This is a genomic window from Paenibacillus pabuli (assembly GCF_039831995.1).
GTDB classification, from domain to species: Bacteria; Bacillota; Bacilli; order Paenibacillales; family Paenibacillaceae; genus Paenibacillus; species Paenibacillus pabuli_C.
Genome location: NZ_JBDOIO010000003.1, coordinates 1190363 through 1211761 on the forward strand (window position 1 = coordinate 1190363; position 21399 = coordinate 1211761).

The following is a 21399-nucleotide window of genomic DNA, read 5'->3' on the forward strand; positions in this document are numbered from 1 at the left end:
CTGATCCACTAAAGGACCAGGCTCAGAATGTACTATCCCTCCACGATATCTGCTTGCAAAGCAGTTGCGACTTCAATCATCTTGGGAACCACAGCTTCACTGGAAATGGCCACGTACAAATCCCCCGAATAAAGCCGGAAAGGAATGTCGACGTTATCCTGCTTCCACATAAAGAAATCCCCGTCAATAGACATGGTACTTTCGGTTCCTTTGACGGTAAAAACCTGAGAATACGTGAAGTCAGGCTGGGTTGCAAAGTATGCCTTGCATTCTTCGAGAGTGATGGATGGTTCCCCGTTATCTTCTTGCATCGATCGTGTAATACGGAAACGCTGATTCATGGATATGCCTCCAAATTGATTAATTCAATGTAACCTTTTTCATTCATTATAGCAACATGATCCGAATATTAATCCCTATTGCTGAACCGTACCTTTGCCTGTTTTCACAGTCTGTACTTCATACATATTTACGGTTGTGCTGATCAGATATGCAGGTTTCTCCTGCCCTCTTTTGTTGCGGTGGCCTTGGATATGCGCATCGCTTTTCTCCCAGTTTTTCCACGCTTCTTCCGATTCCCAGCGAATCATTACCATCACTTCTTCATGTTCCTTGCTCTTCTTGTTGACCATGACACTGAAATCAATCAGACCAGGCATGTCGACCACTGGAGTTGGACCATTGAAACGTTCCAGTACCTTATCACTGTGCCCTTTCTCTATCACCATGCTGCGCGTTTGAATTAACATAACTATTCCTCCTGATTGCAGTTAAACTGTATACCCACCAGCCTAACAGCATTTTGGTTTACTCTTTCCACTATTGTAGTCCAATTGAAAATGATTATCAATAATCCCAAGTATGCATCATCTTGTAATTGGAACTCTATGAAAATTTTGCTATACTACACTATGCTAGATTACTGTTCATACGTCTTTTTTTCTACTATTTTATGAATGTGGAGGAATATAAAAATGGTACGTAAACACATAGGTAAAACAATTGCTGCCACCCTGATCGGCTTGTCCTTGCTTGGAACGACGGTAAACATCGGTGATGTGCATGCAGCACCTGCCATATCGGTCAAGTTGGATGATGTAGCACTCCAATTTGATGCTGCCCCGCGAATTGATAAAGGAGTTACTTATGTCCCCTTCCGTACCGTAGGTGAAGCATTGGGAATCCAGATCACATGGAACAGCAAATCGCAAACCGTCAAAGCTGTAGGCAGTGTTAAAGGTCAAGCCACAGAGGTCCTTCTTCAAGTGGGAAGCACCACGGCTACCGTCAACGGCAAAAAAGTGAAACTGGCCGCCGCCCCGGTTCAGCGAGAAGGACGTGTACTCATTCCGCTGAGTTCGTTCAGCAGTCAATTCGGCGTGGGTGTGGGTTGGGATCAGGCTACACGTACGGTTTCTCTGGTCTCCCCGCAACGTGAAATGCATTTGAGAGCATTTTATGCCGTGCGGGCATTTCATGAAATCGATCTGGTTTCATCCATGAACTCCGTTGCTTTTGGCTGGAGTCGAATCGACCGGGATGGCCAGTTCACGCTTCAAGGAAAGGAGTATTATCTCCCTGAGGCAGCAGGCGAAGTAACCCCTCAGACCATCGTGGCAGATGCTGCGGATCAGAATATTAAACCATACCTTATGGTGTACGCACTGGATGGTCAAGGTGAGCTAACCAAAGTTCTGAGTGACAGCAGTCTGCGCGAAAAATCGATTCAGGGTATAACCGATGCCGTTTCAGAGAATGGATTCGGTGGCGTTGTTCTTGATTTTGAAGGATTGGGGTTTAAACTGGATGCCAAGCAGCAGCAAAAGCTGCTTAACGACTATGTCAAACAATTAAAGGCATCCTTGCCCCGTGATATATCCATATCACTAGCTGTACCGCCTCTAAACAGTGCATATAAAGGCTATGATTACAAAACGCTCGCTTCCATGGCAGATGATCTCATTATTATGGCTTATCAATATAACCCTGTGGGTACCAAAGCACAGATCCCTGAGCCCAACAGTCTCGTTGACCAAGCCATCCAGCTAGCACTTAACGCAGGTGTTCCAAAAGATAAGCTGCTGCTCGGTATTAACTTAAACAGCGAAACCGTCTCCTCCATTGACGATAAGCTGGGATTAGCCAAGAGATACAACCTCAAAGGAGCTGCATTCTGGCGCCTCGGGTTATTCCGGGAATTTAGCAATCAGATGGAAGACGCGGTGAATGCGTCAGTGATCAAGGAATAATCAAAGGTTGAATTCACTTTTCATTTTCATGTAAAACTTCATCAAAAATCCCATCAAGCCATTCACATGAAATGAGTCCATGCGAACTTGTCTTCTATGAATATACTAATCTATCTTATCGGATAGGAGGTATGTAGAATGACTCAGTTTCTGGATGCAAGAGTCTCGATCAATGCAACGTCGACCAACTCCATCTCTGTACCCATACCCGTGATCAATACTCCTACGTTATTTGCCCAGATTGGTCTGATTACTGCGGGGACAGGGGTCAATCCGAGAGTCCAACTCAAAGGAACCATTACCGTGCAGTTACCTCTGGCATTTTTCATAGTGACCATTACCATTGTGAGAGGTACGCTGGCAACAGACCCTATTATCTATTCGGCTAGTAGTACCTATGGACTGAGCGGTGTCCTCGCACCTGAAATCATTACTTTTTCTGCGAATGACTTCAACCCGCCCATCACACCACAATTAACGTATTCAGCGTTTATCAGTACAAACTTGCTCGGAACCGTTCGCGTCGGTCCTGAGAATTTTGACGGCTTTCTCGTATCGGACTAATAACGTTTGAGCTCTATTCCTAACCCTACCGGTCAAGTGCGGTAGGGTTTTTGGATTAAAAAAAAGCCCCTTCACAGTTGAAGGGGCTACTTACCACGACAGCTGTAAAGGGAGCTACCCGGAACTAATGGAGTTCATATGAGAATTCTTAAATCTGCACTGCAGACGTTGTTATGAATATTGCTTCAGAACCTGCCCCAGAATTTCGATTCCCTTCACAATCTGTTCATCGGATGGTGTGGAGAAATTTAATCGGATCGCATTGCAAGGTTCACTCTCATCAACGAGAAAGGCCGTACCCGGAACTACTGCTACGCCACTGGCAGCAGACGACTTGGCATAATCCAGCATCGGAATATGAGCCGGCAGATCACACCAGAGGAAAAGACCTCCATCCGGTTGAGTGAACGTAATTGAATCCCCCATATGCTCCTTCAGCTTGTTCATCATCAAGGCAGATTTTCTGTGATAGATCTCACGAATGCTGCTGATATGTTCGGCGTATTGGTATTCAGCCATGAACTTGTATGCCAAAATCTGTGGAAGCATCGCCGTATGTACGTCTTCTCCCTGTTTGGCAACCACCATCTTCTGTACCACTTCGTTTGGAGCCAGCACAAAACCAACGCGCAAGCCGGCAGACAAAATTTTGGAGAAGGAGCCCACATAGATAACCAGTCCTTCTTCGTCCATGGATTTGATCGTAGGCACATCTTCTCCGCTGAATCGAAGCTCACCGTATGGATTATCTTCCAGAATCATGACACCATACTGTTTGGCAAGAGCATAGATGGCTTTGCGTTTCTCCAGACTTGTCGTTACTCCCGTCGGATTTTGGAAACTCGGAATCAGGTAGATCAATTTCACATTCTGCTCGGTTTGCAGTGCATGTTCCAGCTTGCCGATATCAATGCCGTCGCTCTCCATGGGAATGCCAACCAGCCTTGCACCTGAAGCCCGAAAGGAGTTCAAAGACCCAATGAAGCTTGGGCTTTCGCAGATGATCGTGTCTCCCTCATTACAGAATACTTTGCAGGCAAGCTCAATGCCTTGCTGTGCACCCGAGACAATAAATAGCTCGTCCGATGATGTGCCTGTGTTATAATTCGTCTTCAGGTGACTTGTCAATGTATCGCGCAGCGGGGCATAACCTTCGGTTATCCCGTATTGCAGAGCCGTTACGGGATCCTGCTCCAGAATGGACTGCGTGAATGTGCGAATGGCTTCAATGGGAAACGTCTCCGGAGCGGGATTCCCCGCAGAGAATGGAATTACGTTCTGACCCGAGGACGCCTTCAGGATCTCTCGAATAATGGACGGCTGCAGTGCTGCAATCCGGTTGGAAAAAGAATAGTTCATCTTAATATAGTGCCTCCCTACTTCAAATCTGACGCTCATTACTACTTCTACATTCCTATCTATTATACGAGTACTTGTCCGTTTTCAAAATGGTCTGTTTCAAATTCGTCAAAACCATAAAAAAAGAGGTCGGCATACGCCGCCCCATTCAAATACACTATTAGTACAAAATTGCTCGCATTATCCGCGAGCTGCATTCATCTCCGATAACCTTGTAGCCTTAACCAGATATGTTGCCAGACCAGGAAATAACCGGGCCAACGCGGGATAGTATTTGTTGGTTTTGGCAAAAGCCAGCTTCTGGATTCTCCGTGCCCGCCTCAGCAGCTCTGTAAATTCATTGCTCGCATCCTTCGTATATCCTTCCTGCCACTCCGCAAAACCGATATCCTCCCGCAGATAACGGTGGGTCCACTCTGCACACAGAATGGAAGAACGCAGCGCAATGGACATGCCATCACCGCACAGGGGAGGAATCATCAGCATCGCATCTCCAATATGCGGGAACTGGGACCAAGGCTCAGGCACATTGGACAAGTTGAGCGGGGCGATGGAAACCTGCGTTCCCTGAACAGGCTCGCCTTCTGCCAGCCTTGCCGCGAGCCTGCCATTGGTTTCGGAGGCCGCCTGCAGTATATCGGTTACAGACTTGCCGCTTCCCTGCACCGTATCCAGCGTTAACAACGCTGCCACATTCGCGATACCATTTTCGATTGGTGAAATGCCCACGTATCCTCCCTCGCAGAAATAGAGCTCTACCCTAGCCGACATACGAAGGCCACTATAGTGCGATTTCACCCCAACATATACGGTTTCATCCCTCAATTCAGGCGGTGACGTCATTCCACGCGGCTTTTTGGTTCCATACGCGCCGATGACAGACTTCGTTCTATAGCTTAATCGTTCATTTCCTTGTTTGACCTGCACCTCGTAATGATCATCTTCAAGCAGCTTAATACCAGTGATCATCGCTTTAGTCATAATTTCGGCTCCCGCAGCTTCAGCTTGCTTGTGGAGAATTCGATCCAATTCATGTCGACTTATACCATAAGCCGGTCCTGGCAGGGGAGCTACAATCTGTCCGCCCTGAGGCATGATGATCTGGGCATGGTCCATGGTGCTGGGTGTCACTTCCTGAAGCTGAATCTTCAGATACTCCAACATTTCTTTGGTTTCTGGTGACATGAATTCACCGCAGGTTTTGTGCCTGGGGAATGACTGACGATCCAGCAAAAGCGTACGATGACCTTGTCTCGCCAACTGCAGGGCGCACGTACTGCCAGCGATTCCGGCGCCTACGACAACGACATCTAGTGGTTCAGACACGTAAATATCACCTGCCTTTCATTTGAATTTAGAGAAGCAGTGACTATAACGCCCGCATCATTACCCTGCCTGGTGATTCGGTATGACGACGGAGTAACGAAACAATGGTTTCCATTCATATGTCATGGTGTCATGGTTCAATTGCTGTTTTAACTCCTGCCAATCCTTTGCCGTGAAGCCTTTGGCAACAGACAGTGGACCGTCATGGCGAATATAGCGATTCCGCGAGATCATCCGGGTTGTAAGCCATACCGCGGTATAGGATACCGGGTGTCGGTGAATATCGTTAATAACAACGCCATACCTGGAGACACGCAGCATATGTGAAACTATATCGACCAGCAGTTGTCCTTCAAAATGATGGACAAACTGCGATCCTGTCACAATATCTGCCGAGGCATCCGGTAATTTCATTACATCGGCACGCTGTACATTGACCCTTGGTTCATTTTGAAAGAGCTGTCTCGCCTCCTCGCAAGCCTCCTCTGTCAGATCGACCAGCGTTATCGTAAGGTCAACACCCTTTTGGTTCGACCAATGAAGCAGCTTCTGATTAACGTCTCCTGAGCCTGCCCCTACATCCATAATGCTCAGCTTAGAAGGGCTACCGATGAATTTCCATAACTTCTCGACACCGGCAAGGGTAGGGCCAGGAGCGGCAAATATTTTATTGAGTCGCCGCAGGTGCTGCAGTGCTTCACGCAATTCTTCCCCGCCCATGGAGAAATCATCCATCAGTTCATCTTCCTTCGCACGGCTCGACAAGTTTCTAAAGAAGGACATGGTCCTTCTCCTTGAGCGCTGGCGTATATGACGGAACATAAGTAAATCTCATGAGCTCGGCGGTCAGTCCAGGTCCAAACGCCATCGCCACACCCTCCGTTGAAGACTGATTGCGGGCTTTCAACTCCTCACGCATGGCTTGAAGCACAAATAAAATCGTATTGGACGATAAGTTCCCCACGGTTCTGAGAATTTCTCTGCTGTACTTCGTCTGTTCTGCTCTTAAGTTCATAACTTCCTGAACCGAATCAACGATTCCCCGTCCGCCGGGATGAATGGCCCACAGTTCAGGTAGACTGTCACTTCCAAGCAATTGGTAGAGCTCATTCTCCAAGTGGGCACCGAGCAGTTTGGGGATGCGAGGCGACAAGTACAGATCGTAGCCTTGATTGCCTACCTCCCAGGTCATATCTTCCGTAGAATCGGGAAGCAAAACGGAATAACCGGTTCCAAGGTCGAGATAATGCCGCTGCTCCGATTCAGGAGCAGCAACAATACAGGCAGACGCTCCGTCCCCGAAGAATGAAGCTGCAAACAGCGCCCCCCTCTCCTTAACCGGTTGAAAATGCAGGGTGCACAGTTCCACACATACCACCAGCACCTGTGCATCAGCCATCCCCTGAACGACATCACGAGCCATTTGAATGGCTTTTAATCCCGCCGCACAGCCCTGAAATATCAGTGGTAGCCGGTTTACGCGGGGAGATAATCCCAAATCGCGAATCAGCATAACATCCAGACCAGGCAGATACTGTCCTGTGCAGCTGACGGTGATGATATGTGTAATCTGCTCAGGAGACATGCCTGCATCCTTCAATGCCTTCTGGGCAGCCTCCATCCCTAGCGGGACCGCCTCCCTTTTGTATGTATCCATTCGTTCCTGCGTGGACGGAATCAGTGAATGGTCCCCCGACCCCGAAGGCAGGTAACGACAATCCTCAAGCGGTCCAAGATAACTGGGTTCCACCGTATAACGTGTTTCGACACCGCAGGACCTGAACACTCTTTTGGCAAAACGGGCCAAATCCTGTTGGTCTTCAAGCGATGAGGCAATGAGTTCAGCAATATCGGACTGGGCAACTTCATGTACAGGCAGTGCAGTTCCCATGCCCAGGATGGCGATATCTGTACGGTCACGCAAGGATTGATTCATATTAAACCTCCTATGATGGATGAGTTATACCCTTTAATTAACAACCCTTACCCTTAACAGCGTCGTTGTAATCTGGCGTGGCAGTTATATTTATTTATATGGATTAAGCTGACCCACATTCTCCGTTCGGATGCTCTTCTTCGAAAAGTGTAAAAAAAAGAAGCCGCCCGAAGGCGACTTATAGATAGTGGACGTTCGTCCTTATTTATTTAATTCATCGCCAATGATGACGACTTCCGTTTCCAAATCCACATTGAACTGGCTCCGCACCTTCTCCTGAATGAGCGCAATCATATCGATGTAATCCTGCGCCGTGGCATTATCCACATTCACAATGAAGCCGGAATGTTTGCGAGATACTTCGGCACCGCCGATTCGGGTCCCCTGAAGTCCGCAATCCTGAATCAATTTGCCTGCGAAATGGCCTTCAGGACGTTTAAAGACACTTCCGCAGGAGGCATACTCCAGCGGTTGCTTGGACTCTCTCGCATAAGTAAGTTCATCCATCTTCGCCTTGATCTGTGCCGGATCTCCCGGCTGCAGTTTGAACTTCACCTCAATGATGATATCCTGTTTGCCCATAAACACACTTTTGCGGTAACCCAGCAGCAGCTCTTCGCTCTGCATCGTGACGATTTCGCCTGCCTCAGTCACGACAATGGCAGACTCAACCACATCGGACATCTGTCCTCCGTACGCCCCGGCATTCATGTAGAGTGCACCCCCTACCGAGCCCGGAATGCCGCAGGCAAATTCGAGTCCAGTAAGACTCGCGTCTAACGCCTGACGGGATACATCAATAATGGCTGCACCGCTCTGTGCGGTCATCGTATGGCCATTCACGGTGACCTGGTTCAGATTCTGCAGTGAAACGGTAATCCCCCGAATGCCGCCATCTCTGACAATCATGTTGGAACCGTAACCCAGGATAGTCAACGGAATGTCATTCTGAACCGCCAGTTTCACAATTGTAGCTATTTCATCTATGGTCTCGGGAAATATCAGGATATCAGCTTCCCCGCCGAGTCGCGTGTACGTATAATTTCGGATAGGTTCGGAATATCGAATGCGGTCTTTGTGAAAGTTGTCAAACAGGCTTTTGCTTAATAACTGATATGAATTCATGATTTTCTACCACCTTGTCTTGATTGCATCGTATAGGTTATTTTACTCTGAATAGCTCCATTTTGTCGCAATTAATTCGAATTAATAATCATTTTTTTAAAATCATGGTGAAGGACTGGAAAAAGCCGCCATATGGCGACTTGGGAAATCGTTGCCTTGCCCTTGTTCATTATAACTCATTTCAACTAAGCGAGCATTATGCTTGCCGTTCCCCCTTGTATTTCATTCTTTAAAAAGCACAAAAAAAGGGCACTAGGCCCAGAGGTTAATTGATTTGTTTAAGGTACCTATCCCTTCACAGCTCCCAACGCCACGCTGCCAATAATCTGCCTGGAGAAGATCGCAAATACGATGATGATCGGCAGGATTGATATCGCAACTCCCAGATAAAGTAACCCATAATCCATGCCATAATAACCCTGAACCAGAGCAACGAGTACCGGAAGCGGATATTTATCCAACGAGAAAAATAGCACGAGCGGGGTGAGGAAGTTGTTCCAGGAACCAATGAACGTAAATATGCCGAGTGCCGAAATGGCAGGTCCCAGAATGGGTAACACAATCTGATTGAATGTCCGAAACTCCCCTGCACTGTCCACACGTGCCGATTCAATGATCTCGTCCGGGATGCTGCTCTCCATAAATTGTTTGATGAAAAATACGTTAAAGGCGTTAGCCGCCGCTGGTAAAATAATAGCCGCATAGCTGTCCAATAGCCCCAATGTGCTGAACAGCCGGTACATCCCGATCAGAGCCAGCTGCCCGGGCACCATCATCGTGGCCAGCAAAAACATGAACAGCCAGGTCCGTCCCTTAAACTTGAATTTGGCAAATCCATATGCGGTTAGTGAACCGATATACAGTGACAGTACGGTTGAGGTGCCGGCAATAAAGAGACTGTTCGCGAATCCGCGCCAAATGTTGATTTTGGAGGCCATGTTCAAGTAATTATCCGCTACGAATGGTCCGGGAAGGAATGTAAATGTGGATGCAATGGTCGCATTATTATGCGTGGAGTAGATTATCATCAGATAAAACGGAACGATGCAGATCACAGCCAGGCCTGTTAGGAGCATGTAAATGATAACTTTGCCTAACGTAAGTCGCTTCGTACTGGCATAGTGCTGGATCGCTGCATTCGGTTGTTCGATCGATTTTGCGGTTTGCATGGTACTTCCCCCTCCCTATGAACGGCTCTTCCGACTGGTCATGATGAAGGATACAACGGATAAGAGAATGATGATTACAAACAGGCAGAAAGCGATGGCTGCGCCGTAACCGAAGCGTGTACTTTGGAATGCCACATTGTAGAGATACATAATGCTTGTCATGGCTGCACGGTCCGGGCCACCACTTCCATTCGTGAGCGTGAAAGGCTGGTCAAAAATCTGAATGCCTCCAATGATGGATGTAATCATCTGGAACAGAATGATCGGACGCAGCATCGGAACGATAATATGAATGAAAATGTGCTTTTTCTTCGCCCCATCCATCTGAGCCGCTTCCTGTAGTGCCGGGTCTATTCCCTGAAGGCCTGCAAGGTAGATGACCATCGAATATCCGAAATATTGAAAGAACAGAATGGCTGACACAATAAGTCGCATAAACCACGGGTCATTTTTCCAGTTGATCGGGTCATCGATAATCCCAACCTGAACCAGGAAGTGATTCAGTCCGCCGGACTGCCAGTCAAAGATCAGGCTGACAAGCAAGCCAAGTGATGCAGCCGTAACGATATTAGGGAAAAAATATACGGCTCTGAAGAAGTCTCTTCCCTTAAGCAGCTTATCGTTCAGGATAAAAGCAAGAACAAGAGAGACGGTAAGCTGCGGAACGACAGATACCCCCCAGATAAATAAGGTGTTGAACAGCGTCTTATAGAACAGCGGATCTTGCAGAACGGCAACATAGTTTCCTATTCCAACGAATTCAGGGGTGGTAATGCCATCAAAGTTGGTAAAACTGATGTACAGTGAATACAGAATGGGATAGAGTCCAAAAATGGTGAAGATAATAAAAAATGGAGCGATAAAATAGTAGCCATAATGGTCTTTGCGGATAGATTTGGCAAACATGATGTGTTCCTCCAGTCATCGGATGATTAAAAGGGTTCGTTCTCCTCGGCTATTCCACTTCCAGTTCGGGAAATCTCAATTTAACATCGCGTTTGATTCGCTTCACCGCTTCTTCCTTGGTCTGAATGTCATTATTGAGATACAACTGAAGGACATTTTTATAAATGTCGCTATTAATAATGGAGTCATACTTGGTTCGCTCGTAGACTGGAACCTGTTTGGCTGCCTCGGAGAAAAACTCGAAATGCTTTTGCCCTCCTAAATAAGCTGAAGTCACGGATGGTGCCAGTTGGTCATTCACGACCATGTTGCTTGTAAAATAATCCTGTTCCTTGGCCAGCTCGGACAGAAAGTCGTGGTCAAAGTTATAAAACTCAATAAACTTCCAAGCCGCATCCTTTTTATCACTCTGACTGTACATCGCAATATACGTGCCCCCTGCGCTAAATGAAGACGGACCAGGGGCAAGCCCCCACAAGCCTTCGGTATCCGGCGCATTGGCCTTGAAGGTATATTGCAGAGCCCAGGTTGCTCCAGGGTAGAACATCACTTCCCCCTTTTGCATCGATGCGGCATGTCCCGCACTTCCTTCTTCATATTCCGCTAGTACCTTACGCTGACGAGCTTCCCGCACAAGGTCCAGAACCTCCATATAGGTTGGATCAATGACAAGCTTGCCATCCTTCACCCATGGGATTCCATCATAGGAATTGGATATGGCATTCCAGTTTGCCAGTGCATGCACTTTATTTCCACTCTCCTGCTGCACCCTCTCTCCAATCTCAAATATTTCCTCCCATGTACCGATCTGCTCGCCCACTTTCACGGGGTCATCCGTTCCTAAATATTCTTTGGCCAAATCCCTGCGATAATAGATACCACCCGGTGTACCCTGATACCCAATGGCGCGAATATGGCCTTCACTGTCCTTTTCATTCGCCTGCACAAATGGGTATTGCTCTGGTATTAGCTCATTCGCGTTATATGGAGGTGAAGACAGATTCTCCAGATAAGGTACATCAATCAGCTCTCTGATGTTTGCATTTTCGATCATAAATACATCAGGCGCTTTCGAGGTGGTCTGCAGTGCGGATTTTAATTTGGTAATGTAAAAGTTGCCGGGGATATTGACGAAATTCACCTTGATGTTTGGATACTTTTCTTCGAATTTCTCAATGGCATAACCTGCTTCATCTGTAAAACTCCACACCGTGATTTCTTCCTGCTTAGATGCGTGCTCTCCCTTGGCCTGACAACCGGACACAATCATCACTGCACTTACAAGTGCAATAATCGAGAGATACTTCAATTTAAATTTCTTCATGGGCCCCCTCCTTTATTAAAAGGAAACGCTTACATTTTATTCGAGTATAGTGATTTTGGAGAGGGCTTTCTCCTCAAATATTGTGAATCATCCTTCATATTTTGTGATATGGGTCTGGTGCTTCTTCCTGAATTCAGACGGTGTGCAGTCATTATATTTTTTGAACAGTCGGTTATAGGAGTTCACATTGTTAAATCCATGCCCGATGGCGATATCCAAAATGGAGGTCTGACTAAACAATAATGCCCATTCCGATTTGATAATACGAAAGTGGTTCAGGTACTCCATCAGGGTGACTCCCTTATTTTCCTTAAACAGCTTGCACACATGAAATTTGCTGAATTTAATGTGCTCAGCGACGTGATCCAGCTTGACGGGTTCAGCGTAATGCTCCTCCAGATATTCACAGACGGATTCAAGAAATTCGAATCTTTTGGAAGCGTTACAGGTCTCTTTAGAGGCACATGCCTCCGTCGTTGGTTCCTTGGTGCGCAGCAGGTGGACTATGAGATCATACAGCCTTGCTACCATTAACCATCGGTATCCCGGCTGCTGCTTTTTCTCCTCCTCAGAAATGGCTTCTATATACCGGTCCAGATTCTTCTCATTACAGATGGGCAACGGAATCATTGTTGTTTTATGAAAAAGTTCGCGGAGGTCATGGGATTCATGATCTGCTGCCACATTCCCCGTTAACCATTCCAGCCGAAACAGGATTATCGTTAGATGATCTGTGCCTGGCAAAAAACAGTGTACATCCCCTGGTTTGATCAGTAGAACGTCTCCTTGCGCGAGCTCATAGACCTGGCTGTTCACTCCAATTCTTGCGCGTTCACCATTCACAACGACCAATTCAACCTCTTCATGCCAGTGTGCAGCAAAATTAAACTGTTCACCCGTGTGAATTACCCGGATCGGAAACCCTTCTGTCATATGACCTGTTTCAAGAAACGTTGGAACTCCCATCAGATCACCCTTTCCATATTTTCCAATTTCCAACCCCTAATAATCATATTATGCATGGGGAGCAGGATTCCTTTCGAATCGATCATGAAAATAAATAATTATAAGAAAAAACCGCCAAATCGGCGGCTTAAGAGAGACTATGCACTTGTGATGAAACGGACGGATTGACGTTCCACACATTGAATATCCAAGGTAAATACTGGCTTAACCTGCTCCCCGTTCAATATTTGGATGAGCAAATGTCCGGCAAGCAATCCGGCATCTGTCTTGGGCTGTCGAAACGTTGTTAGCGGGGGAGAAACATATTGTGATATATGGATATCGTCGAATCCAACGACAGATACTTGCTCCGGCACTGAAATGTGATACTCCCGAAATGCTTCCAGACCACCGATTGCCATGTCATCATTTGCAAAAAACACAGCCGAGGGAAGACCACTCTCCATCAGCATCTTGGCAGCATGATAACCACTCTCTTTACAGAATTCTCCACTTAGTCTCCACTCGCTTTTTTCTTCGATGCCGGCTTCGTCCAACGCTCTCAAAAAACCTTCATAACGAAGAAGATTACAATCCGAACTGAATGGTCCATTAATGTAAGCGATAGTACGATGTCCTTGATCGATCAGATATTTTGTTGCCAAATAGCCCCCTTGCTCATCATCCATTCGTACATTTACGATATGTTCATTCTTCAGCTCCCGATCCATAACCACGATTGGAAATTCCTTGGATGCAGCTTCCCTGAGCAATTTATCCGGAATATCCTGCGCGATCACAATGGCTCCGTCTATTCTTTTTTCCCGAATATATCTGTTGGCCGTAGATTTCTCTCCGCCCATCGAACTGCATACAATCAGATCGTAACCATGACTCTTAATGGCTGATTCGATGCCTGGTACGAGATCGGAGAAATACGGACTGGACATATCGTGAACCATCACGCCGATGGTTTGTGTATTTTTACGTTTTAATTCCGAAGCAGGTCCATGCTTCACGTAATTGAGCTGGCTAGCTGCAGCAAGCACCTTCTGCCTGGTCAGTTCACTAACATTGTCTTTCCCATTAATTACACAGGATACGGTAGAACTGGCCACACCAGCCCTCTTGGCTACATCTTTGATGGTTATCATCATAATACTCCTCAACAGACCATTCTCTTTGATTATTCAACAACGCCATAATAAAAATCATTCACTGCATTTTATCACGCCATCTGGCGCATGTCTCCCTCGCCACCTTCCTTTTATAGGGAAAAGTTACTAATTTGTAATTTCTATATGATCAGTACCTATGAAAGTCATCTCATCACATTAAGCCTTTAATCCCCTCTTCCAGAATTCCCATCACCGTTATCGTTTCTTCGTCTTTTATAACTTTATCTTTGCCGTGAATGATAGCCTCATATAGATCATCGTACACACGGGCATAGTCTCCCTTTTCAGAGACCACCTTCTCTTCATGGTACTCACCTTCTTCATCCAGATAGGTCAGCGTTCCATAATGTTGAGGCAAATCCACACCAAAATCGGCATGTCCCTTGGGAAGGTAGAATAATTTCAGATGTTCCTCCTGACGATCCTCCGTCTGTTTGACAAACACTCCGCTTTTACCATATACAACAAAACTCGGCCGTGGTTTTAAACGGAAAAAGCTCGATTTAACGGATACCTTGAGATTTGAATAATAAAAGTCCAGATCAAAGTAATCATTCATTCTGCCAGTACCGAGTAATTGGCGCACATCAGAACGAATCGTGTCCGGTTTTCCGAAATAGGATATGACTTGATCGATCGTGTGCACTCCGTGTCCGTATAAGTAACTGCTGTATGGAGAGAAGTGAGTCGTGCCATTCGGAGTCTCGGGGCGATAGTAATCATAGTGCATCTCCACTTCCAGAAGTTCCCCAAGCTTCCCGGATTCAATGACTTTTTGAGTTGTAAGAAAATCCGAATCATATCTTCTGTTCTGATAACATTGGATAACCAGGTTTTTCTCTTTGGCATATTGAAAGATGGATGCCGCTTCCTCTTTTGTTAACATGAACGGCTTCTCGACAAGCACATGTTTGCCATGGTCGAGAGCCATTTTGGCGTAACTATAATGTGATTCCGTATGCGTACAGATCACAATCAACTGAATCTCTTCATCCTTCATCAGGGTCGAGATATCATTCGTATAGTGAATCCCTGGCACCTTGTCCCAATCCGTCTTGTCCGGATTCCGGGCGTAGATCGTTTTTACGTTTAAGTGTTTCCGATTCAATGAAAAAGGAAGATGATAACGGTTTGTGCTTTTGCCATTCCCAACATAACCGATCGTTAACATGGTTGTCCCTCCTGCTTTTTTCTTTCATTATAGAAGAGGAACGCTGCGCGTAAAGGTTATCCATGCATTATGGTACATTTGACCAAAGTTCAGTTATTATGGCACATTAATATTGGGCAAAATGTTCAATTAATCATCGTTTTAACTCAAAAGAATGATAGAATCCGGGGTGAACCGATTGAAACTGCTGATGCAATTGTCAGAAATGCAGCATTTTACACCTAACGAACAGAGCATTGCATCTTATATTTTGAGTCAGCGGGAACGCATGCTTCACTGCAATATTCAGGAGCTTGCTCAAGTTACATATACATCGCATTCTGCCATAAACCGTCTAACACGCAAACTCGGGATCACAGGTTACAAGGAATTTATCATCACACTTGCCCGTGAATTCCAGCAAAGTACCCAGAATGGTTCCAACCATGTTGATGCCAATTATCCATTTGGTGTCGGTGAATCTACTCTTCAGGTGGCTGCAGAGATTGCCGATTTGATGAAAGAAACGATCTCAAAAAACGCCGCCATTCTGGACGACGGCCTGCTTACCCAAACGGCACTGCTGCTGAACCAAGCAGATCGAATCTTCATCTATGCCTTGGGCGATTCGCAGATCCGGGCCAAAAGCTTTCAAAATAAATTGATTAAAATCAACAAGTATGCTGTCATTGCGACGGAACTCTCCGAGTGGGCGTACCATACCGTTAATGTAACTTCAAGAGACTGCGCCATGTTTCTGACGTATCACGGGAAGTCGTTGAGCTACACGAAGGCGGCACAGCATTTCAAACGTGAAGGTATTCCGTTTGTTACAATAACTGCAACCACCCAGAGTGAGTTGGCAAAATGGAGTACCTTATGTATACAGGTTGCCAACGATGAGGAGAAGTTCGCCAAGATTGGCACCATTTCTTCGCAAATTGCCCTGGAATATGTGTTAAACGTGTTATTCTCCTGCATTTACAATCTGGACTATGCCAAGAATAAACAAACCGCCACAGAGTCTCTCCAGAAATTTGCCCTGAATGACATGATGAATGATATATAAGTAACTAAACATACGTAGAGAACGAGGTGCCCACATTGAAATTCAGTGAATTTGTCGTAGGTCAACGCTACGAAACCAAATCTATTAAACTGTCCAAGACCGATATTGTGGAATTTGCAAAAATATATGATCCGCAGTACATGCATTTGGATGAGGAAAAGGCCAAAAAAGGACGATTCGGCAGCCTGATTGCTTCCGGCATGCAGACGATGAACATCTCCTTCAAACTTTGGATTGAAGTGGGCGTTTACGGAGAGGATGTTGTTGCAGGTACGGGGATGAATCATATCCTGTTCATCAAGCCTGTATTTCCGGATGATGAGCTGCGAGTAGTCGCGGAAGTGATTGAACTGCTCCCAAGACGACGAGGCAATGGCGTTGTTACCGTGCAGCTCACGACCTATAATCAAAATCATCAAAAAGTATTTCAGGCCGAATTAAGCGCATTGATTGATAATTGAGTCAAGACAAGTTCAACCTGTTTCGCAAGGAGTATCGAAAAATGGCTACTTCATGAAATGATAAAAAGGAGCAGTAATACACCATCCCTGTATTACTGCTCCTTTTCTTTGTTTGCACTCGCAACCGGTTGACACCTTACGTAACCTCATGATCCATATTACATCTTCGTTAATTTCGGAATTCCAATACCGCAATTTAGCTTAGATTGATTTTACGAATGACATCCAAAGGCACTTTCGGATCACGCTCTTCATTTAACAAGCCATTAACCTCCTGCTGCACATCCGTGAGCTGAGTATAACAATAACCCGAGATGTAGGGGACCGCTTTGATTGCACCCGTAATTGAACGAAAACGTGCAATGAAGGCTTCAACCGAATCCACCTGATTACCGTATCCCCATCCCTTGTCTGATTGGAAAGCTATGCCGCCAAACTCACTAATGATAATGGGCTGGCCCTTGTAATGGTGTCCTTCGGCATACGCATACTTCCATTGATTGAAGGAGATCTGATTGTTTACGATCCGTTCCTTATCCTGATATTGCTGCTCAAACACCTCGCCCGCCTCCACATAATCATGAAGTGTAAGAATATCCGAAATGGTATGTTCCCAGCCATCATTTGTCACAACCGGACGATAAGGATCAATTGTTTTGGTCAGATGATAGATGGTCTGCGTGAACTGCTGCTGTCTAACATCATGGGCAATGGCTGGAATTCCCCATGATTCATTGAACGGAACCCAGGTAATTACGCTTGGATGGTTGTATTGTTGCGGCACAATCTCCAGCCATTCCTTCGTGAATCGGGTAACCGCCTCGTCATTAAACTCGAACGTCGACGCCATCTCAGACCAGACCAGCATTCCTTTTACATCACACCAATACAAAAAGCGGGGATCTTCCAGTTTCATATGTTTACGGAGACCGTTGTATCCCATCTCAGTTATTCGATCAATATCCAAAATCAAGGCTTCCTCTGAAGGCGCGGTCAGGTGGCTTTCCGGCCAATAGCCTTGATCCAAAATCAGTCGTTGATAGAGCGGACCATTATTCAATTGAATTTGCCCGTTCTCAATCGATATTTTTCGCATGCCGAAATAGGATTGTACACGGTCGATTTCCTGCTCATGTTCATACATAACGAACTCAATGTCATATAGGTTTGGTGATCCCGGAGCCCAGAGCAGCTGCTTCCATGGACCTCCAGCCTCGTGCCGCACATCAATCTCAAGTGTGGCCCATGGTCTGTCAGGTGACAGGCTGACCGTTTGTACATGCTGGCCTTTCAGCTCGATCTGTGTCTCTATACGCAAATGGTTTTTGCCTTCGATTCCGCTCAGTTGAAAATCCAAACGGATCATATGCCGGTCAATATCAGGCGTCATCTTGACTGAATCGATTCTTGTGTCATGAACAAATTCAATCCAGACACCTTTCCATATTCCGGTACTCTGTACATAGAAACATTCAAAGTTCTGATCCACCCAGCGCTGTTTTCCCCTAGGCTGTGCACAGCTCTGACTATCTTCCACTTCGAGTATGATACTGTTCTCCGCACCGTAATGGATGTATGGCGTGATGTCGAAGGAAAATGCAGCATAAGCTCCCTCATGTTCACCCGCAACCGTTCCGTTTACCCAGCATTTTGCGTGATAATCCACCCCTTGAAAGTGTAGAATCGTTCTTTTGCCTTGTGCCTCAGCAGGGATTGTCACCTGTTTGCGATACCAGACCCGCGGATGAAATGTTTCGTCGCCAATGCCGCTTGCTTTGGTTTCGTATGTGAAAGGAACCTGGATGGTGAGCCCTTTCGGGAATTGAGCCTGGTCATACCAACGCTCTTTTACACCCTCTTCTTTGTCGTCAAAGCTAAAATCCCACTCTCCGTTTAAGTCCAGCCATTGTTTGCGAACAAATTGCGGTCTCGGATAATCTTTGATATACGATTTCGTTGTCATTTGTTTCTCTCCGATCTTCACATAGTGGGTATAATTATTACAATAAAAATAAATGATTCAAGCATTAGTTACAATTATGTTGTATTTATACCGGAATTATAGCGAGACCACTCCCTTATGTCAACGCTTTCAAATTGATTTCTATCTATTTTTGCATTAAAAAAGCATTAGATACCGTTTATATGTATCTAATGCTTTCGTTTACTATTTCACGCCAATCGCCAAAAATCATTGCTGCAATGATCTTCGGCGATTGGCGTGTCTACCATGATGAAGTTAGACTCCTAGGAGCTGATATTACGATTCAATCATTTGTTAAACGTTACTCAACTTGCTGTTGTTTGTTCTAGTCTTTGTTGTTCTTGCGTTCGTTTTATTACTATGGTTTGTTTTCCCCGCCTTGGTAAACCACTCGGACTTGGGTTTGCGCGCCGGGTTCGTCTTCGTCTTTGCCGGTTTATTGGTCATGGAATTGTTGGCTGCTGCCTTCGATCCCTTATTGTTTTTTACAAACACAGGAGCACTCGTCATCGGATAAGGATGATCTTTTACTTCCGGAATGCTCTTCTTGATCACCTTCTCAATATCCTTGAGGAACGGCATTTCTTCCTTATCGCAAAAAGAGATTGCCATACCACTATGCCCTGCTCTACCCGTACGACCAATTCGATGTACATAGGTTTCCGGAATATTAGGCAGGTTAAAGTTGATTACATGAGAGAGCTCTTCAACGTCAATTCCTCTTGCCGCAATATCTGTCGCTACCAGCACTCGTGTGACTCCGCTTTTGAAATTGTTCAGCGCTTTTTGTCGATCATTTTGAGACTTATCGCCATGAATAGCTTGAGCAGTAACATTTACCTTCGACAACTCACGTGTAACACGGTCAGCACCGCGCTTCGTGCGGGTAAACACCAATGCCGAAACAATAGATTTATCCTGCAAAATATGATTTAACATATGTTGTTTCTTACCGTTCTCCAACAAATACACAGACTGTTCAATTCGGTCTACCGTGGAAGACACTGGCGTAATTTCAACTTTCACAGGATCAGTCAGTAACGTTTTGACCATTTTTGTAATTTCCGGAGGCATCGTAGCTGAGAAGAAAAGGGTTTGTTTCTTACTCGGCATCTTGGAGATGATTCTCTTCACATCATGAATAAAGCCCATATCCAGCATCCGGTCAGCTTCATCCAGGACCAAAATTTCAATGTATTTCAAATCAATCCGTTTTTGGTTAACCAGATCCATCAATCTGCCTGGCGTTGCGATAATAATATCTGTACCTTGGCTCAGCGCTCGCTCTTGCACCTTCTGTGAAACACCACCAACGATAGCAGCGCAGCGAATATCCGTGTATCGGCTGTACGTCTTAATGTTATCCGCAATCTGGATAGCCAGCTCTCTAGTTGGACTCAGAATCAAGGAACGAATACGGCGTCCTGGTCTGGGACCACTAGGCTTTTCGCTTAATAATTGAATGATGGGCACCGAAAATGCCGCCGTCTTCCCTGTACCTGTTTGCGCACAGCCAAGCAAGTCTCTGCCTGCCAATACGGCTGGAATCGCTTGTTCCTGAATAGGTGTAGGGGTCGTATAGTTCGCTTTGTTCAAACCTTCTAAGATTGGGGGAATAATATTCAAGTCTTTAAAGTTCATTGAGTCTCCTTCATTACGTCCATATATTATTAGATGTATCTTGTTTTATCACGTAACGAATAAGGATACCATTAAAAAGGCGATCTGTATATTATCTTTTAATCCCAATGTCAGCTCACCAGTTTTAACCCAACCGCGGATCCCAGCACCATGGCAATAAACAAAATCCGCAATGCGTTTCGGGATTCTCCATAGAAAATCATGCCAAGAATCGCTCCTCCGGAAGCACCTATTCCTGTCCAAACAGCATAAGCCGTCCCCATGGGCAGCGTTTTCATGGCCAGAGACAGCAGCCAGAAGCTCAACCCAAAACCTGCAACTAATAGCAGAATAGATATCCAATTACGGTCCTTGTTCCATTTATTAATCATCAATACACCCAGCATCTCGAATAGGCCTGCCATAATAAGAAATACCCAATTCATGAATGATGCGCCTCCTTCGTTTTCTGCTTGCTTACCATTTTCAGTCCGATTACACCGAGCAGTAACACACCAATGAGTATCATTTTCCCAGCCTGGACAGCAGCACCGAATAACAGGATCTCTGCCAGCACCGTGCCAGCCGTTCCCAATCCGACAAATACCGCATATACCGTTCCGACATCGAGTGTACGGGAAGCCGCAATCATCAAGGAAAAGCTGACGGCAATGGCGATCACCGTTGCTCCCCATTCCAACAGACCACTCGCATGCTTTAAGCCAATCACCCAACCCACCTCGAAAAGGGCTGCAATAATAACAGACAACCATGTTTTGTTCATTTTTGACCTACTCCTTTTTGGTTCACATTTCATACAACAACGATTAGTATGTGTTTTAGAGAGCAAATAAAAAAAACCCAGGAAACAAACTGCATTCAAGCAGTTTATCTCCCAGGCTTTTATCCCTCCGTGGCACAACCATCAGGTTATGAGCTTTCTCTCGGACCAGACCGATCTAATATCGCGGAACCCTAGAAAGCATGTCGTATGATTTTATGTTTCCTATTATACACACTTCTCCTCTGGCGGC

21 protein-coding genes and 1 riboswitch are annotated in these 21399 nt (G+C 45.8%); of the genes, 4 read left to right on the top strand and 17 right to left on the bottom strand.

Going from position 1 to position 21399, the window contains the following annotated elements; all coding sequences use genetic code 11:
- Positions 1-32 precede the first annotated feature (32 nt).
- Together ABGV42_RS07335 and ABGV42_RS07340 are read right to left on the bottom strand one after the other, a co-directional pair.
- Positions 33-341: a hypothetical protein gene (locus ABGV42_RS07335; RefSeq protein ID WP_347381077.1), complete on the bottom strand. Its 309-nt coding sequence runs from the start codon at positions 339-341 to the stop codon at positions 33-35.
- Between the two features lie 75 nt (positions 342-416).
- On the bottom strand, positions 417-749 hold the full coding sequence (locus tag ABGV42_RS07340) for an antibiotic biosynthesis monooxygenase (RefSeq protein ID WP_193724930.1): 333 nt from the start codon (positions 747-749) through the stop codon (positions 417-419).
- Positions 750-974: 225 nt separating this feature from the next.
- Between ABGV42_RS07340 and ABGV42_RS07345 the strand changes: the two genes are divergently transcribed.
- A complete protein-coding gene (locus ABGV42_RS07345) occupies positions 975-2249 on the top strand; it encodes a stalk domain-containing protein (protein WP_347381078.1) in 1275 nt (424 codons plus the stop codon).
- A 138-nt stretch (positions 2250-2387) separates the two neighbouring features.
- Positions 2388-2813, top strand: coding sequence for a hypothetical protein (locus tag ABGV42_RS07350; protein WP_347381079.1), 426 nt, complete (start codon positions 2388-2390; stop codon positions 2811-2813).
- A 171-nt stretch (positions 2814-2984) separates the two neighbouring features.
- Here ABGV42_RS07350 and ABGV42_RS07355 read toward each other — a convergent pair whose 3' ends face one another.
- The 11 genes from ABGV42_RS07355 to ABGV42_RS07405 form a co-directional block, all read right to left on the bottom strand.
- Positions 2985-4172 carry a PLP-dependent aminotransferase family protein gene (locus tag ABGV42_RS07355; protein WP_347381080.1) on the bottom strand — a complete coding sequence of 396 codons (1188 nt, stop codon included), beginning with the start codon at positions 4170-4172 and terminating at the stop codon, positions 2985-2987.
- Positions 4173-4352: 180 nt separating this feature from the next.
- Positions 4353-5498 (bottom strand): NAD(P)/FAD-dependent oxidoreductase, encoded by a 1146-nt coding sequence (locus tag ABGV42_RS07360; protein ID WP_347381081.1) that lies wholly within the window; start codon positions 5496-5498, stop codon positions 4353-4355.
- 60 nt (positions 5499-5558) lie between these two features.
- Positions 5559-6281 (bottom strand): methyltransferase domain-containing protein, encoded by a 723-nt coding sequence (locus ABGV42_RS07365; RefSeq protein WP_347381082.1) that lies wholly within the window; start codon positions 6279-6281, stop codon positions 5559-5561.
- The gene (locus tag ABGV42_RS07370) at positions 6268-7434 is read right to left on the bottom strand and encodes a type III polyketide synthase (RefSeq protein ID WP_347381083.1); all 1167 of its coding nucleotides are present in this window, start codon (positions 7432-7434) and stop codon (positions 6268-6270) included. The genes ABGV42_RS07365 and ABGV42_RS07370 overlap by 14 nt, the downstream gene beginning before the upstream one ends.
- 201 nt (positions 7435-7635) lie before the next feature.
- Complete coding sequence (murB, locus tag ABGV42_RS07375) at positions 7636-8559, bottom strand: UDP-N-acetylmuramate dehydrogenase (RefSeq protein WP_347381084.1); 924 nt, start codon at positions 8557-8559, stop codon at positions 7636-7638.
- A 287-nt stretch (positions 8560-8846) separates the two neighbouring features.
- Positions 8847-9728: a carbohydrate ABC transporter permease gene (locus ABGV42_RS07380; protein WP_347381085.1), complete on the bottom strand. Its 882-nt coding sequence runs from the start codon at positions 9726-9728 to the stop codon at positions 8847-8849.
- A 15-nt stretch (positions 9729-9743) separates the two neighbouring features.
- Complete coding sequence (locus ABGV42_RS07385; protein ID WP_347381086.1) at positions 9744-10634, bottom strand: carbohydrate ABC transporter permease; 891 nt, start codon at positions 10632-10634, stop codon at positions 9744-9746.
- A gap of 49 nt (positions 10635-10683) precedes the next feature.
- Complete coding sequence (locus ABGV42_RS07390) at positions 10684-11958, bottom strand: ABC transporter substrate-binding protein (RefSeq protein WP_347381087.1); 1275 nt, start codon at positions 11956-11958, stop codon at positions 10684-10686.
- Between the two features lie 87 nt (positions 11959-12045).
- Positions 12046-12924 (bottom strand): helix-turn-helix transcriptional regulator, encoded by an 879-nt coding sequence (locus ABGV42_RS07395; RefSeq protein WP_347381088.1) that lies wholly within the window; start codon positions 12922-12924, stop codon positions 12046-12048.
- A gap of 137 nt (positions 12925-13061) precedes the next feature.
- Complete coding sequence (locus tag ABGV42_RS07400; RefSeq protein ID WP_347381089.1) at positions 13062-14057, bottom strand: LacI family DNA-binding transcriptional regulator; 996 nt, start codon at positions 14055-14057, stop codon at positions 13062-13064.
- 175 nt (positions 14058-14232) lie between these two features.
- Entirely contained in the window at positions 14233-15252 is a 1020-nt protein-coding gene (locus ABGV42_RS07405; protein ID WP_347381090.1) for a Gfo/Idh/MocA family oxidoreductase, read from the bottom strand.
- Between the two features lie 178 nt (positions 15253-15430).
- Here ABGV42_RS07405 and ABGV42_RS07410 point away from each other — a divergent pair, with 178 nt between their 5' ends.
- Positions 15431-16300: a MurR/RpiR family transcriptional regulator gene (locus ABGV42_RS07410; protein ID WP_347381091.1), complete on the top strand. Its 870-nt coding sequence runs from the start codon at positions 15431-15433 to the stop codon at positions 16298-16300.
- 35 nt (positions 16301-16335) lie between these two features.
- On the top strand, positions 16336-16761 hold the full coding sequence (locus tag ABGV42_RS07415) for a MaoC family dehydratase (protein WP_347381092.1): 426 nt from the start codon (positions 16336-16338) through the stop codon (positions 16759-16761).
- Positions 16762-16957: 196 nt separating this feature from the next.
- Here ABGV42_RS07415 and ABGV42_RS07420 read toward each other — a convergent pair whose 3' ends face one another.
- The 4 genes from ABGV42_RS07420 to ABGV42_RS07435 form a co-directional block, all read right to left on the bottom strand.
- The gene (locus tag ABGV42_RS07420; protein WP_347381093.1) at positions 16958-18724 is read right to left on the bottom strand and encodes a glycoside hydrolase family 2 protein; all 1767 of its coding nucleotides are present in this window, start codon (positions 18722-18724) and stop codon (positions 16958-16960) included.
- 315 nt (positions 18725-19039) lie between these two features.
- Positions 19040-20386, bottom strand: a complete 1347-nt coding sequence (locus tag ABGV42_RS07425; RefSeq protein ID WP_347381094.1) for a DEAD/DEAH box helicase — start codon at positions 20384-20386, stop codon at positions 19040-19042.
- A 110-nt stretch (positions 20387-20496) separates the two neighbouring features.
- On the bottom strand, positions 20497-20811 hold the full coding sequence (locus tag ABGV42_RS07430; RefSeq protein ID WP_110822322.1) for a DMT family transporter: 315 nt from the start codon (positions 20809-20811) through the stop codon (positions 20497-20499).
- Positions 20808-21149 carry a DMT family transporter gene (locus ABGV42_RS07435; RefSeq protein ID WP_239298191.1) on the bottom strand — a complete coding sequence of 114 codons (342 nt, stop codon included), beginning with the start codon at positions 21147-21149 and terminating at the stop codon, positions 20808-20810. Before ABGV42_RS07435 ends, ABGV42_RS07430 begins: the two co-directional genes overlap by 4 nt.
- 106 nt (positions 21150-21255) lie before the next feature.
- Positions 21256-21355: riboswitch (guanidine-I (ykkC/yxkD leader) on the bottom strand.
- Between the last annotated feature and the right edge of the window lie 44 nt (positions 21356-21399).

Coding starts and splice junctions, on each gene's coding strand:
- ABGV42_RS07345 (WP_347381078.1), top strand. CDS start 975: ATGGTACGTAAACACATAGGTAAAACAATTGCTGCCACCCTGATCGGC.
- ABGV42_RS07390 (WP_347381087.1), bottom strand. CDS start 11,958: ATGAAGAAATTTAAATTGAAGTATCTCTCGATTATTGCACTTGTAAGT.
- ABGV42_RS07420 (WP_347381093.1), bottom strand. CDS start 18,724: ATGACAACGAAATCGTATATCAAAGATTATCCGAGACCGCAATTTGTT.
- ABGV42_RS07395 (WP_347381088.1), bottom strand. CDS start 12,924: ATGGGAGTTCCAACGTTTCTTGAAACAGGTCATATGACAGAAGGGTTT.
- ABGV42_RS07380 (WP_347381085.1), bottom strand. CDS start 9,728: ATGCAAACCGCAAAATCGATCGAACAACCGAATGCAGCGATCCAGCAC.
- ABGV42_RS07425 (WP_347381094.1), bottom strand. CDS start 20,386: ATGAACTTTAAAGACTTGAATATTATTCCCCCAATCTTAGAAGGTTTG.
- murB (WP_347381084.1), bottom strand. CDS start 8,559: ATGAATTCATATCAGTTATTAAGCAAAAGCCTGTTTGACAACTTTCAC.
- ABGV42_RS07370 (WP_347381083.1), bottom strand. CDS start 7,434: ATGAATCAATCCTTGCGTGACCGTACAGATATCGCCATCCTGGGCATG.
- ABGV42_RS07405 (WP_347381090.1), bottom strand. CDS start 15,252: ATGTTAACGATCGGTTATGTTGGGAATGGCAAAAGCACAAACCGTTAT.
- ABGV42_RS07335 (WP_347381077.1), bottom strand. CDS start 341: ATGAATCAGCGTTTCCGTATTACACGATCGATGCAAGAAGATAACGGG.
- ABGV42_RS07430 (WP_110822322.1), bottom strand. CDS start 20,811: ATGAATTGGGTATTTCTTATTATGGCAGGCCTATTCGAGATGCTGGGT.
- ABGV42_RS07355 (WP_347381080.1), bottom strand. CDS start 4,172: ATGAACTATTCTTTTTCCAACCGGATTGCAGCACTGCAGCCGTCCATT.
- ABGV42_RS07340 (WP_193724930.1), bottom strand. CDS start 749: ATGTTAATTCAAACGCGCAGCATGGTGATAGAGAAAGGGCACAGTGAT.
- ABGV42_RS07350 (WP_347381079.1), top strand. CDS start 2,388: ATGACTCAGTTTCTGGATGCAAGAGTCTCGATCAATGCAACGTCGACC.
- ABGV42_RS07400 (WP_347381089.1), bottom strand. CDS start 14,057: ATGATAACCATCAAAGATGTAGCCAAGAGGGCTGGTGTGGCCAGTTCT.
- ABGV42_RS07435 (WP_239298191.1), bottom strand. CDS start 21,149: ATGAACAAAACATGGTTGTCTGTTATTATTGCAGCCCTTTTCGAGGTG.
- ABGV42_RS07365 (WP_347381082.1), bottom strand. CDS start 6,281: ATGTCCTTCTTTAGAAACTTGTCGAGCCGTGCGAAGGAAGATGAACTG.
- ABGV42_RS07385 (WP_347381086.1), bottom strand. CDS start 10,634: ATGTTTGCCAAATCTATCCGCAAAGACCATTATGGCTACTATTTTATC.